This is a genomic window from Acinetobacter sp. ANC_7682, from assembly GCF_056779795.1.
The window spans coordinates 36,370-50,423 of record NZ_JBWYIQ010000021.1 but is presented as its reverse complement, the minus strand read 5'-3'; the positions used below and the strand labels follow the sequence as shown (position 1 = coordinate 50,423).

At 41.7% G+C, this 14,054-nt stretch carries 10 protein-coding genes and 1 pseudogene; 4 read left to right on the top strand and 7 right to left on the bottom strand.

The annotated features are described in order from the left end of the window. Positions 1 to 220, top strand: a pseudogene (locus tag AC1M9D_RS09590) (hypothetical protein); the annotation flags it as partial. 141 nt (positions 221 to 361) lie between these two features. On the opposite strand, the gene AC1M9D_RS09585 reads toward AC1M9D_RS09590, so the two are convergent. From AC1M9D_RS09585 to AC1M9D_RS09555, 7 genes are all read right to left on the bottom strand, one after another. Then, positions 362 to 1,777, bottom strand: coding sequence for an efflux transporter outer membrane subunit (locus AC1M9D_RS09585; RefSeq protein ID WP_481612038.1), 1,416 nt, complete (start codon positions 1,775 to 1,777; stop codon positions 362 to 364). A gap of 12 nt (positions 1,778 to 1,789) precedes the next feature. Next, complete coding sequence (locus AC1M9D_RS09580; RefSeq protein ID WP_481610172.1) at positions 1,790 to 3,766, bottom strand: MacB family efflux pump subunit; 1,977 nt, start codon at positions 3,764 to 3,766, stop codon at positions 1,790 to 1,792. Between the two features lie 2 nt (positions 3,767 to 3,768). After that, positions 3,769 to 5,121: a MacA family efflux pump subunit gene (locus AC1M9D_RS09575; RefSeq protein WP_481612037.1), complete on the bottom strand. Its 1,353-nt coding sequence runs from the start codon at positions 5,119 to 5,121 to the stop codon at positions 3,769 to 3,771. A gap of 123 nt (positions 5,122 to 5,244) precedes the next feature. Next, entirely contained in the window at positions 5,245 to 6,231 is a 987-nt protein-coding gene (gene holA / locus AC1M9D_RS09570) for a DNA polymerase III subunit delta (protein ID WP_035270157.1), read from the bottom strand. Between the two features lie 6 nt (positions 6,232 to 6,237). Further along, positions 6,238 to 6,801, bottom strand: coding sequence for an LPS-assembly lipoprotein LptE (locus AC1M9D_RS09565; protein ID WP_035270158.1), 564 nt, complete (start codon positions 6,799 to 6,801; stop codon positions 6,238 to 6,240). 243 nt (positions 6,802 to 7,044) lie between these two features. Then, positions 7,045 to 9,666 carry a leucine--tRNA ligase gene (gene leuS / locus AC1M9D_RS09560; protein WP_481612036.1) on the bottom strand — a complete coding sequence of 874 codons (2,622 nt, stop codon included), beginning with the start codon at positions 9,664 to 9,666 and terminating at the stop codon, positions 7,045 to 7,047. Positions 9,667 to 9,788: 122 nt separating this feature from the next. Next, positions 9,789 to 10,148: a DUF4124 domain-containing protein gene (locus AC1M9D_RS09555; protein ID WP_180000565.1), complete on the bottom strand. Its 360-nt coding sequence runs from the start codon at positions 10,146 to 10,148 to the stop codon at positions 9,789 to 9,791. Positions 10,149 to 10,702: 554 nt separating this feature from the next. Here AC1M9D_RS09555 and AC1M9D_RS09550 point away from each other — a divergent pair. From AC1M9D_RS09550 to ilvC, 3 genes are all read left to right on the top strand, one after another. After that, a complete protein-coding gene (locus AC1M9D_RS09550; protein WP_035265632.1) occupies positions 10,703 to 12,430 on the top strand; it encodes an acetolactate synthase 3 large subunit in 1,728 nt (575 codons plus the stop codon). After that, positions 12,427 to 12,918 carry an acetolactate synthase small subunit gene (gene ilvN / locus AC1M9D_RS09545; RefSeq protein ID WP_035265631.1) on the top strand — a complete coding sequence of 164 codons (492 nt, stop codon included), beginning with the start codon at positions 12,427 to 12,429 and terminating at the stop codon, positions 12,916 to 12,918. Before AC1M9D_RS09550 ends, ilvN begins: the two co-directional genes overlap by 4 nt. Positions 12,919 to 13,022: 104 nt before the next feature. Then, positions 13,023 to 14,039: a ketol-acid reductoisomerase gene (gene ilvC, locus AC1M9D_RS09540; protein ID WP_035265630.1), complete on the top strand. Its 1,017-nt coding sequence runs from the start codon at positions 13,023 to 13,025 to the stop codon at positions 14,037 to 14,039. The last annotated feature ends 15 nt before the right edge of the window (positions 14,040 to 14,054 follow it).

Here is a 14,054-nt window from a genome sequence, read left to right as displayed (position 1 = left end):
CGGAATTAGGTCGACCACTTACCCAAGTTACGCCTTAAATTTGGCTCAATTAGGGGCGCTTTGCATTTCAAATCTTTGTGCAACAAAGCCTGTTGGCTCTGAAATTGCTGATTCAGTCTTAGATTTTGCACAAGCAGTCAGAGCAATTGTAGAACATAAAAGAGCAACTAAATTTTGTTTGATCATCTTATTATTCAGCAAATTAAAGAAATTATATTAGATATCATAATAAAAGTATAAAAATAGAGAAAGTTCGGTTTTGTAATATTGTGATGATCAAATTTTTGGTATTTGTAGTTTGAAAGACAACTTGAAAATAGATCAGTTTAAAAAAAGCCCTTGCGGGCTTTTTTACTTGAAATCACGGTAACTGCTGAATCGGACTACCGCCCAAAGCCTGCAATAATGTGACATAAGCATTATACTGCGTCTGTTTGGCTTGAACCAAACTTAAACGTGCTTCACGTGTCGTGCGCTGGGCATCGATCAAATTTTTCAGCGCCACAGCACCATTTTTATAACGGACTTGGGTGAGTTGTTCTGTTTTCTCAGCGAGTTGAACATTACGTTCTTGTAAAGCGACTTGTTTGTCTATTTCATTGCGTGCAGATAACGCATTTTCAACATCGGCAAAAGCTTTGTATAAGGTCTGACGGTATTGAATAATTGATTTTTCATAATCCAATTCGTTCACACGTAAATCACGTTTCATGTCATTCCATTGCAAGAAGGGTAGTGTAAGACCCGCACCCAATATTGCAGCAGGATTAGACAGCACATTACTCAGCGAAGTGCTTGAGCCTCCAGTAGTTATACTACCTGTTAAATTAATCGAAGGGTAATAACTGGCTTTATTGGCATCTTTATTGGCAAGTGCTTTGCGTAAACGTAACTCGGCTGCTTGCAAATCAGGACGGCGCGATAAAAGCTCAGCTGGTAAGCCCGATTGAATTTGCGGTAGGGTAGAAAGTGGTAAGCGCTGTGGCTCCGAGATATTCAACTGTTGCACAGGTTGATTGAGCAATACCGCAAGAGCAGTTCGAGTTTCAACTTTTTGCTGTTCGATCTGGCTTAACGTAGCTTTTTGACTTTGAACAGCTTGTTCAGCTGACGTTAAATCAAGACCTGATACCGCCCCAGCTCGATACTGTGTTTGCACTAATTCATAAGTTTTCTGCGTACTCGCCAAATTTTGTTGAGCCACAGATAGGCGTTCATTAAGATATCCCAATTGCCAATACAATTGTGCAGTTGTTGCAATCAGGCTTTGTGCAGTGGCTTGTAAATCTTGCTCAGTCGCAAGCGCTTCCCATCGAGATGCTTCAGTTTGATTGGCCAATTTACCGAATAAATCCAGCTCATAGCTTAAGCCAGGATAGTTCAGTGAAATACCATTTGAAGAATCACCATCACCATCTAAACTAAAACGATGACCGACCGATGCACCTGCATTGCCAATACGCACACCTTGCTGACTTTCAGATTGCTTGGCTTGAAGGCGTGCTTGTTGCAAATTAATCCCAGCAACAGCTAAATCAGTATTACGGGCAATCACTTGTTCAACCAATTGGTTGAGCTGTGCATCACCAAATAATGTCCACCATTGATCATGAAAAGCCTGTTGGTGGATATTTTGGCTGTGTTGTTGGCTGTTTTGAAAGCCCTGTGGAATATCGGCTGCAGGAGCTTGATAAGGCGTTTTCACTACAGCCGCACAGCCGACTAAAGAGCCTGTTAATGCTAAGGTCATGAACAGTTTATGAAGTTGATTACGCATAGTTATACCTTATTATTCTCTTGACAGTGCATCGACAGGATTTAAACGAGCAGCATTTCGTGCTGGGATAAAACCGAATACGATCCCGATTAAACTTGAACAAACGAATGCAGCTATTATTGATGTGGTTGAATACGCCATTTGGAACGTGCCACCAGCAAAGTGTGTAATCAGCTGACCAATTCCCAGTGATAATAACACCCCAAGGATACCGCCTAAAATACAGACCAATACGGCTTCAATCAGGAATTGTTGCAAAATATCGCTTTGTCGAGCACCAACGGCCATTCGCACACCAATTTCTTGCGTTCGTTCAGTGACAGACACCAACATAATGTTCATGACACCGATACCACCAACGACTAAAGAAATCACAGCAATCGCAGAAATAAGTAAAGTCATTGTAGCGGTAGTTTGCTGGATGGTTTCACGAATACTGTCCGCATTTTGTGTGAAGACATCTTGAGCCCCATGACGTTGAACTAATAAATTCAAGATTGCATTTTCAGCAGCTGTGCTTGAATATTCATCTTTTACACGAACGATGATGCTTCTCACATTCGACTGTCCAAGCATTCGACTCATGACAGTTGAGTAAGGGAGATAGACATTGAGACTATCTGAATTACCCATTGCACCTTGTTGAGCATCTACGATACCAATAATACGACTAGGTACACTGCCCAATAGAATTACTTGACCAATAGGATCCGTACCATCGCTAAAGAATGTCTTTTGGGTATTGGTATCAATCACAACATCTTGGGCTTGTTCAGTAACACTATGTTTGTCAAATGGTTGACCTGATTTAAATGTTAAACCACGCACATAGAAAAAGTCTTCACTCACGCCATTGACTGTCGTGGATGCCTCTACATCTTTATATCTTCCCGTGACAGAACTATTGACTGAAGGACTTACACCATCTACGTAAGGCTGTTCCGCTAACGCATCAGCATCAGCAGGGATTAAGGTCTTGGCCTGAGAAGATCGGGAGTTATCACCAAAACCACGTCCTTGGTAGACCGTAATGGTATTGGTGCCCAAACTACTAATATTTTCTAAAATTTGTTTTTGTGATCCATTACCAAGTGCGACAACCGAAACGACAGATGCGATCCCGATAATGATTCCGAGCATGGTCAAAAAAGTACGCATTCGATGAGCATTCATGGCCAGAAGCGCCATGCGGAAAGCCTCACCTAAACGGTCTAAAGCTGAACGCCAAGACGATGTTTTCTTTTGCTCAGCACGAATCAATTCTTCACGTTCAAAGCCATCATCAATCTCAGGAACATTGGGTTCATCTGAAATAATATTACCGTCTGAAATCTCAATAATACGAGTCGCATTTTTGGCAACATTGTGATCATGAGTAACGAGAATGATGGTATGACCTTTGGCATTCAGTTCGCGTAAAATACGCATCACTTCAATACCGCTGTTTTTATCTAATGCCCCAGTAGGCTCATCGGCGAGAATAACATCACCGCCATTCATCAACGCGCGAGCAATCGAAACACGCTGTTGCTGACCGCCCGAAAGTTGGCTCGGGCGGTTTTGGGTTTTTTCACCTAGACCTAAATCGGACAAAAGCTGAACTGCACGATCATGGCGTTCAGAAGCATCAGCACCGGCATAGATCGCAGGGACTTCGACGTTACCAGCTGCATTTAAGTCACCAAGTAAATGGTAGCGCTGGAAGATGAATCCGAAATATTCACGGCGTAATTGAGCAAGTTCATCAGGTTCTAGCTCACGTGTTTCGCGGCCCTTAACCTTGTAGCTACCATTGGTCGGTTTATCTAAACATCCTAAGATGTTCATCAGTGTTGATTTTCCTGAGCCTGATTGACCTACAATGGCAACCAATTCTCCAGGATAAATCTCAAGATTTACCCCTTTTAGAATTTGCACAGTAGATTCACCAGCAGGGAATTCACGGGTCAGGTTTTTGACCTCGAGTAGAGGTGTTCTGGTCTGACTCATAATTACATTCTCATTGGACCAGCGCCACCACGTGCGCCACGTTTAGCTGAGTCATTTGATGAGTCAGAGCCATCAGCGATCACCACCTTATCGCCTAATTTTAAACCGCGTAAAACTTGCGCTGTTGCACGGTTATTTAGACCGATAAGAACAGGGGTCGGTTTGGCTGTGCCATCTGCTTGAAGTACGCGTACCATAGCCATGGAAGCTTTACCTTGATCGACTAATGCCTTTTCCTCAGCGGTTAATTCTAAACGCTTAGGACGATCAGCTGATGAACGTTCGGCACGCCCTTCACCACGAGCTTGTTCATTACGTTCTTGGGCATTTGAACCCGCATTTGCACCACGCTGGCGAGCAGGACGATTAGAGCTTTGAACAGCAGAAGATGGAATAGTCAGTGCATTCTTTACTTCATCTAACACGATATAAACCTGTGCAGTCATATCAATACGCAATTTTCCATCTTCATTAGGAACATCGAATAGAGCGTTGTAATACACAGCTGTACTTGATGAAGATGAATTTGAGTTGTTGGTTTCTGTATTGATTGAGTTAGGTGCAGGTTCAACTTGACGCAGTGTTGCGTAATGCTTTTTCTCGCTATTACCTAAAGTAGTGAAATAAACAGTTTGACCTTCCTCAACACGCATAACATCTGCTTCAGAAATTTCAGCCTTAACCGTCATGGTGTCAAGTTTTGCTAATTTCACGATGGTTGGCGCGCTTTGATTCGCGTTCACTGTTTGACCTTCTTCAGTCACAATTGCCACAATTGTGCCATCCATCGGAGCAACGATACGGGTATAGCCTAAATCTTCTTTAGTCGTAGCCAGTGATAAACGAGATTGCTCGATTTGAGCATTCATCGCGACGATATCGGCTTGAGCAGTTTTATAACTTGCTAATGCGGACTCATATTCGGCACGAGAAGTTGCATCTTGGGCATACATGGCTTTTTGGCGATTATATTCCGCCTCAACTTTAGTCAGATTTGCTTGTTTGACTGCCAATTGAGCCAACTGATTTTTAATGCTGGCTTCAGCTGTTTTTAGATCATTTTCCTGACGAACGGAATCGATTTGAGCAATCAGTTGACCTTGTTTGACTTGATCACCCAGTTGTACATACATTTTTTTCACCTGACCTGAAACCTGTGCACCAACGCTAACCATTTTGGTCGCTTCTAATACACCTGTTGCAAGGACAGAGTTTTCAATATCACCACGTGTCACTTTAGCGGTAATCAACTGAGGTTGCTCATCTTTAGGTTTAAAGAAATACCAAGCTAAAGCGATAGCTGCAATCGTAATGATCGCGATGATAATCAATTTCGTTGGTTTTATTTTTTGCATGGCGATATTGAAAAATGACGGAAATTAAGAGAATTATAATGATGAAATAAGGATAAAAAGTGTATTTTTCTTAAATAAAATCAATAATCATTTTTATAGTTATAAATAGACCTTGCTCGTTAACTAAGCAAACAAGGTTTTTCCACATAATTCAGCAATGGCTTGTTGCATGAGGTGTTCGGGATTTTCATTATTTTTGCCTTTGATGGCAGCATCGATTCTTAATAGCAATTGTGGCCATGTGAGAAATTGCTTGGGATTAAGACGTCTCAAGGCTTGTTGATAAAGACTGACTTTGGTTTTCCAGATGCCGAGTTGTAATGCATTTTGTGGTTGCTCAAAAAGTTGCATCAGTAAGCGCATTTCTTTGCTTACCGTCCATAATACTAAACTGTGTGGTTCGCCAGCTTCGACTAAATATTGGTATATTTTGATCGCTTGACTTAGGTTGCCTGAAATTAATGCATCGCTTAAGTCAAAAGTGGTATAGCGTGATTGATCTTGTAAGCATTCGAGCAAATGTTGCATTTCAAGATGCTGTACATCGGGGAACGTGTCTGCCAGACGCATTAAGCTGTTTTTAGCAGCCAATAAATTATGTTCGTGGTGGACTTCGAGCCATTGCCATGCATCTTGGCTCAGTTGAATCCCAATTTTATCAGCTTCTATGCTGAGTATACGCTGACGATCTTGCGCATAAGTTGCTGTAAGAGGAACCAAGACGCCATTGGCTTCAATCGTTTGAAAAAACGCCGACTTTAAGCTACTGCTATCTTGCTTAGGCATAATGATCAACAACAAGTTGTGTTCATTATGCTGGATATAATGCTTGAGTAACTTTAACGCATTGGCATCTGGCTTAATGTTGCCATGGACCTCTACTGCGAGATTTTGTGAAAAAAGAGAAAGGCTGTTGAGTGCATTAAATACATTTTTCCAATCAGCAACGCTTTGGATGTCATAGCGTTCTCTTTCCACGTGATTGATGATCCAACTTTGACGGAAAGCATCTAAAAGATTTTGCTCAAGTAAAGGTTCTTGACCATGTAATACCCATGCACCACGTGCTTCGTTTACACGTTTTAATGCTTGTAGATAATCTAACTTCATTCTGAGTTACGGATTTTCAGAGGCAGTAGGTTCAAAAGTTTGTTGCACAGGTAACAGTACATTTGCTTCTGCTTTTGGCAGACGGTTTGCAGCAATTTGACGAGAGATCTGTTGAGCGACATCGTCAATTAAGATTTCACTGAGATATTTATTTTGTTGATCATCTGTGTTCACGGTTGCAACATTATATTGATATGTACGTGTCGCAGTTAAAGTTCGAGGTTTTGTCACCAAGTTACCTTGACGATCTTCGATTTGGAAAGTCACAGAAAGTCTGAGTAGAACTTCAATGAGTTTGCCGTTGAGCTCATGGCGAATTGGCTTATAGTCAATGATACGCAATACATATGCATCGTTAGAGTTACTTAGTTGCACACCTGCAGCAGTGAGATAAACACTGAGTTTACGCTCTAAATCAGAAGTATTGGCAGGGAGTGCTAATTCAAGCTTTGTATAAGCCAGTGGCGTTGAAGTTGGATTGGTCCCTTTTAGATGAAATCCACAGCCGACCATAGTTGCGCTTAAGCCTAAAGTTAGAACAGCAATAGCTAAACGTTTGCTCAAATGCATTGTAGATCCTCTGTGTATTTCCTGAGACTCAGGATAAATTTTGAATATTCTGATTGTATGTGCAAAGCCCGTTGACTGGCAACGGGCTTTGTTTGGGAATTGTGAAATCCTTATATTCCCCTCTTTTTAAAAGAGGTGAGAAGCAATGCTTCGCAATGGAAATTAAATCCCTCCAAACCTCCCTTTCTTGCGCTTTGATCTAAAGCTGTGCTTTATATCTTACTCAGGGAGGCTTTAAGGTTCTTAAACCACCAAATTCACTAATTTATTCGGAACAACGATTTCTTTCTTGGTTGGACCTGTTAAGAATTGTTGTACTTCAGGCAATGCTTTTGCTTGCGCCAGAATGTCATCTTTCGATGCATCTACAGACACTTCAAGTTTGCCACGAAGCTTACCGTTCACTTGAACCACAATGGTTTGTGTATTACGTGTTAATGCAGATTCATCCACTTGAGGGAATAATGTTGCATTTAACTCGATACCAAACTGCGCCAATAACGTTTCACTTAAATGCGGTGCAAATGGAGCAAGTAAAGTTAAAAGCGTTGTAATAGATTCACGTGCAACAGCAATATCGTTGTCATCTTTCGCTTCAAACTTATTGTTTGCATTCAGAAGTTCCATCATCGCTGCAATTGCAGTGTTAAATGCATGACGACGTTCGATGTCATCACCCACTTTTTGGATGGTTTCGTGAGTCTTACGACGTAAGTCTTGAGCCGCAGTTGAAAGCGCAGCTTTATCAATCGCTGATGCAGTATTACCTTCTTCAAGGAAACCAGTTGCCAAGCGCCATACACGTTTTAAGAAACGGTTAGCACCTTCTACACCTGCATCAGACCATTCTAAAGATTGATCTGGTGGCGCAGCAAACATCATAAATACACGTGCCGTATCTGCGCCGTATTGGTCAATAATAGATTGTGGGTCGATACCGTTATTTTTCGATTTCGACATTTTTTCTTGACCGCCAACGATAACGTCTTGACCATCACCTTTGTATTTTGCAGATGTGATACGACCTTTTTCATCACGCTCAAGTTCGATGTCAGCAGGGTTGAACCACGTTTTCTTACCTGATTCAGATTCGCGGTAATAGGTATCAGCAAGTACCATACCTTGTGTTAACAAGTTGGTGAATGGTTCGTTGCCTTGCACTACACCTTCATCACGCATCAATTTGTGGAAGAAGCGTGCATAAAGTAAATGTAGAATCGCGTGTTCAACACCACCGATGTATTGGTTTACAGGTAACCATGTTTGACCTGCAGCAGGATCCACCATGCCGCCAGTAAAGTCTGGAGATGCATAACGTGCGTAGTACCAAGAAGATTCTACGAAAGTATCTAGCGTATCTGTTTCACGACGAGCATCGCCACCACAGCTTGGGCAAGATGTTTCATAGAACTCAGGCATTTTGTTCAGTGGGTTACCTGAACCATCAGGTACAACGTCAGTTGGAAGTACAACAGGAAGTTGATCTTCAGGTACTGGCACTTGACCACATGTTGGGCAGTTGATCATTGGAATCGGACAACCCCAATAACGCTGACGAGATACACCCCAGTCACGTAAACGGAATTGAACTTTTACATTTGCAAGACCTTGTGGTTCTAATTTTGCAAGGAAAGCATCAAATGCACCTTGGAAGTCTAAACCATCAAATTCGCCTGAATTGACCAATTTACCTTCTTTTGAACCGTACCATTCTTGCCACTGAGTCGCATCAAAATCATTATCATCAGCGCCTTTCGCATCAATGACTTGCTTAATGGTTAAGCCGTATTTGTTAGCAAACTCGAAGTCACGTTCATCGTGTGAAGGCACCGCCATCACCGCACCTGAACCGTATGACATCAATACATAGTTTGCGATCCAAACAGGAACTTCTTCACCTGTTACAGGGTGCTTAACTGACAAACCTGTTGCCATGCCTTTCTTTTCAGCAGTAGCGAGGTCGGCTTCTGCCACAGAACCCATACGGCATTCTTCAATAAATGCAGCAAGTTCAGGATTATTTTCCGCAGCTTTAAGCGCCATCGGGTGTTCTGCTGCAACTGCAACATAAGTTACACCCATTAAAGTGTCAGCACGTGTAGTAAATACAGTTAGGCCATCTGCATAAATTTCAGGATTTGCTGAAGGGAAGGTAATTTCCATACCCTGTGAGCGACCAATCCAGTTACGTTGCATCGTAAGGACTTGTTGTGGCCAACCGTCTTTGAGTGTGTCTAAGTCATCAAGTAATTCTTGCGCATAGTCGGTAATGCGGAAGTAGTACATTGGAATATCACGTTTTTCTACCAATGCACCTGAACGCCAACCACGACCATTTTCTACTTGTTCATTTGCAAGTACAGTTTGGTCTACAGGATCCCAATTTACCGTTGAAAGCTTACGGTAGATTAAGCCTTTTTTATAAAGCTGAACGAATAACCATTGTTCCCAGCGATAATATTCTGGTGTACACGTTGCAAATTCACGATCCCAATCAACCGCAAGACCTAATTTTTTAAGCTGATTACGCATGTAATCGATATTTTCGAAGGTCCATTTTGCCGGTGCAACTTGGTGTGCAATCGCAGCATTTTCAGCAGGTAAACCAAACGCATCCCAACCCATAGGTTGTAATACAGTTTCACCTTTGAGACGGTGGAAGCGGCTGATCACGTCACCAATCGTGTAGTTACGTACATGACCCATATGCAGTTTGCCACTTGGGTAAGGGAACATCGAGAGGATATATCGACGTGGACCTTCTACAGTGTCGGCAACTTTAAAGGCTTTGCGAGATTCCCAGTCCTGTTGAACTTGGGGCTCAATCGCACTGGCTTGGTATTCAGAGTCAATGTGAGTAGTCATATACGTAATACAAGAGAACGGTTAAAAAATTTAGCGCACAGCATAGCGCAAAAAGCACCTAAAAGTGAATTTTACAGACTGAAAATGGATGCAAAACTTAAATTAAGATCAAAAAGACAAATTCACTCATTTGAAACTTGAGTTTCGCTTAATGGAGCAGCATTTGTGTTTTGTGACTCAGTATTTGAAGCACTCTTTGTTTGCTGTTGCGTTGGTATCGTTTGAGTCTGTGAGGTTTGAGGAGCTTCGCTCTGGTTTGTATTTGTATTGACAGATGTTGTTGGTGCTTTCCAACCATACGTTTCAACTTTCCCTTTCTTTTTTGCTGATTTTGGTGGTGGGGTGGTGGTGTAGTGGGTTGAACCATTTTGATCGACCCATTTGTAATATTCTTTTGCCTGCACCATAGATGAACAAATAGAAACGAAAACGACCGTTGATGCTAAACAAGAAAGTTTTAAAGATGATGCTAGTGAATTCATGACTTCACCTATAAAGAAATAAGAGGGGAATGAGTTTTTTTACACGTTTATATCGCAGTATTTTGCGAGAAACTGATGAAGATTAATTGGTTTTATTTTAATCAAAAAAATCATTTTGCGTATAAATTGTTTTATATAAATATTAAAAATAAGTGTTTGAAATTTTTTTTATAAATCATCCAACCAAAAGTTATCGTTTGAAAAATAATCGGTTGGTAAATAAACAATAAAAAGGTTTCGGCAAACCTTGACTTTGGTCGTGAAAAAACTAAAAATGCTGCTCTAGTTTTATATGTTTTGTTCGATCACCCTTCGAATAAATATCATGGCTTGCAATAACGTTGTCTCTAAGCCGAGACAATGAAATAGCAGAAATATGTTTATCCCAACATGTTGAATATGCAGTCGCAACTCAAACGGTTGTGATCGAAAAATTTTATTATTGCAGCAAAAACGATGAAATATGTGTGCTATAACAGTGCATACAAACGAATGAATGAAACACGACTTATGTCTCCCATAACCGTCGTGGAAATAAGATTAGGGTGAATACGTTGGAACTTTTATCTGGTGGTGAAATGCTTGTTCGCGCATTGGCGGACGAAGGCGTTGAACATGTTTTTGGATATCCAGGCGGCGCAGTTTTACACATTTACGACGCGCTATTCAAACAAGACAAAATTAATCATTACCTCGTGCGTCATGAGCAAGCTGCTGGTCATATGGCAGATGCATACTCGCGCGTAACAGGTAAGACAGGTGTTGTACTGGTGACCTCGGGTCCAGGTGCGACTAACACTGTGACACCAATCGCGACAGCTTACATGGACTCAATCCCAATGGTGATTTTGTCTGGTCAGGTTGCAAGCCATTTGATTGGTGAAGATGCATTCCAAGAAACGGATATGGTTGGTATTTCTCGTCCAATCGTGAAACACAGTTTCCAAGTGCGTCATGCGAGTGAAATTCCAGCGGTTATTAAAAAAGCTTTCTATATCGCGTCATCAGGTCGTCCAGGTCCTGTGGTTGTTGATATTCCAAAAGATGCAACAAACCCTGCTGAAAAATTTGCATACGAATATCCTGAAAAAGTAAAAATGCGCTCTTACCAGCCGCCACATCGTGGTCATACTGGTCAGATCCGCAAAGCTATTGATGAATTGATCAATGCTAAACGTCCTATTATTTATACGGGCGGTGGTGTTGTTCAAGGCAATGCATCACATTTATTGACTGAATTAGCACATCTATTGGGTTATCCAGTAACCAACACATTGATGGGGCTAGGTGCATTCCCTGGTAATGATCCTCAATTTATTGGTATGTTGGGTATGCATGGGACATATGAAGCGAACATGACCATGGGTCACGCTGATGTGATTCTATGTGTTGGTGCGCGTTTCGATGACCGTGTAACCAATAATCCTGCAAAATTCTGTCCAAATGCGAAAGTGATTCACATTGATATCGATCCTGCGACGATTTCAAAAACAATCATGGCGCATATCCCAATCGTGGGTGCTGTAGAGCCAGTTCTTCAAGAAATGTTAGCGCAATTAAAACAGCTGAATATTTCTAAGCCGAACCCTGAAGCTATTGCGGATTGGTGGAAACAAATCAATGAGTGGCGTCAGGTTCATGGTTTGAAATATGAAAAACCAACTGACGGTACGATGAAACCTCAACAAGTTGTTCAAGCTTTAGATAAAGTAACGAACAGCCAAGCAATCATCACTTCTGACGTTGGTCAACATCAGATGTTTGGTGCGTTGTATTACAAATACACACGTCCACGTCAATGGATTAACTCAGGTGGCTTAGGCACGATGGGTGTTGGTCTTCCATATGCGATGGCGGCTAAGCTTGCATTCCCTGACCAACAAGTTGTTTGTATTACAGGTGAAGCATCCATTCAGATGTGTATCCAAGAGCTCTCAACATGTAAGCAATATGGCCTAAATGTTAAAATCTTGTGCTTAAACAACCGTGCTTTAGGTATGGTGAAACAATGGCAAGATATGAATTATGAAGGTCGTCACTCAAGTTCATATGTTGAGTCATTGCCTGACTTTGCGAAGTTGATGGAAGCTTACGGACATGTAGGTATTCAAATTGATCATGCGGATGAGCTTGAATCGAAGCTTGCAGAAGCAATGGCGATTAATGATAAATGTGTATTCATCAACGTGATGGTTGACCGTACTGAGCATGTTTATCCGATGTTAATCGCGGGTCAATCTATGACAGATATGTGGTTATCTAAAGGGGAGCGCACAGCATGAGACATATCATCTCTGTTCTCATTGAGAACGAATCTGGCGCGCTTTCACGTTTAGTGGGTTTGTTCTCACAACGTGGTTATAACATTGAAACTTTGAACGTTGCGCCAACAGAAGACCCAACAATGTCTCGTTTGACATTGACGACTTATGGTGATGATCACAAGATTGAGCAAATCACAAAACAACTCAACAAACTTGTTGAAGTGGTTAAAGTGGTTGACCTTTCTGAAGGTTCACACATTGAACGTGAATTGATGTTAATCAAAGTAAAAGCTTTGGGTTCTGCGCGTGCTGAAATTAAACGCACAGCAGATATCTTCCGCGGACAAATCGTGGATGTAACACCAACGACTTACACGATTCAAATCGCGGGTACAACTGAGAAAATTGATGGTTTTATTGATGCTTTGGCAGAGAATACCATTCTTGAAGTTGTACGTTCAGGTGTGTCTGGTATCGCACGTGGCGAAAAAGTTTTAACAATCTAATTTTTTATTAACAAATTCTTCCCTCCTCCGAGAGGAGGGGGTTGGCGAACCACATTAACATTCGCTAATCAAACGGAAGCCAAAGCATTTTAGCGGAGACAGCAATGCAAATTTTTTATGATAAAGACTGCGACTTATCTATCATCCAATCTAAGAAAGTAGCAATCATTGGTTACGGTTCACAAGGTCACGCTCACGCGCTTAACCTTAAAGATTCTGGCGTTGACGTAACTGTTGGTTTACGTGCTGGTTCTGCTTCTTGGAAAAAAGCTGAAAATTCTGGTCTTAAAGTTGCTGAAGTTCCTGCTGCTGTAGCTCAAGCTGACGTAGTAATGATCTTGACTCCAGATGAATTCCAAGCTCAACTTTACCGTGATGTAATTGAGCCAAACATCAAGCAAGGTGCTACTCTTGCATTTGCTCATGGTTTCTCTGTTCTTTATAACCAAGTTGTTCCACGTGCTGACTTGGACGTAATCATGGTTGCTCCAAAAGCACCTGGTCACACTGTACGTTCTGAATACCAACGTGGTTCAGGTGTTCCTGATCTTATCGCGATTCACCAAGATGCTTCTGGTAATGCACGTAACCTTGCGCTTTCTTACGCTTCAGGTGTTGGTGGCGGTCGTACAGGTATTATCGAAACTTCTTTCCGTGAAGAAACTGAAACTGACCTTTTCGGTGAGCAAGCAGTTCTTTGTGGTGGTGCTGTTGAATTGGTTAAAATGGGCTTCGAAACTCTTGTTGAAGCTGGCTATGCACCAGAAATGGCTTACTTCGAATGTCTACACGAACTTAAATTGATCGTTGACTTAATGTTCGAAGGCGGTATCGCGGACATGAACTACTCTGTATCTAACAATGCTGAGTACGGTGAATATGTAACTGGCGTTGAAGTAATCAACGAACAGTCTCGTGAAGCGATGCGTAATGCGCTTAAACGTATTCAATCTGGTGAATATGCGAAGATGTTCATCCAAGAAGGTGCGTTGAACTACCCATCTATGACTGCTCGTCGTCGTCAAAACGCTGCTCACGGTATCGAAGTCACTGGTGCTAAATTGCGTGCGATGATGCCTTGGATTCAAGCAAACAAAATCGTAGACAAAGAAAAGAACTAATTTTCTTATCTAGCT

Excerpts from the sequence above, each read along its gene's own strand:
- AC1M9D_RS09585 (WP_481612038.1), bottom strand. The coding sequence starts at position 1,777 with ATGCGTAATCAACTTCATAAACTGTTCATGACCTTAGCATTAACAGGC.
- AC1M9D_RS09580 (WP_481610172.1), bottom strand. The coding sequence starts at position 3,766 with ATGAGTCAGACCAGAACACCTCTACTCGAGGTCAAAAACCTGACCCGT.
- AC1M9D_RS09575 (WP_481612037.1), bottom strand. The coding sequence starts at position 5,121 with ATGCAAAAAATAAAACCAACGAAATTGATTATCATCGCGATCATTACG.
- holA (WP_035270157.1), bottom strand. The coding sequence starts at position 6,231 with ATGAAGTTAGATTATCTACAAGCATTAAAACGTGTAAACGAAGCACGT.
- AC1M9D_RS09565 (WP_035270158.1), bottom strand. The coding sequence starts at position 6,801 with ATGCATTTGAGCAAACGTTTAGCTATTGCTGTTCTAACTTTAGGCTTA.
- leuS (WP_481612036.1), bottom strand. The coding sequence starts at position 9,666 with ATGACTACTCACATTGACTCTGAATACCAAGCCAGTGCGATTGAGCCC.
- AC1M9D_RS09555 (WP_180000565.1), bottom strand. The coding sequence starts at position 10,148 with ATGAATTCACTAGCATCATCTTTAAAACTTTCTTGTTTAGCATCAACG.
- ilvN (WP_035265631.1), top strand. The coding sequence starts at position 12,427 with ATGAGACATATCATCTCTGTTCTCATTGAGAACGAATCTGGCGCGCTT.
- ilvC (WP_035265630.1), top strand. The coding sequence starts at position 13,023 with ATGCAAATTTTTTATGATAAAGACTGCGACTTATCTATCATCCAATCT.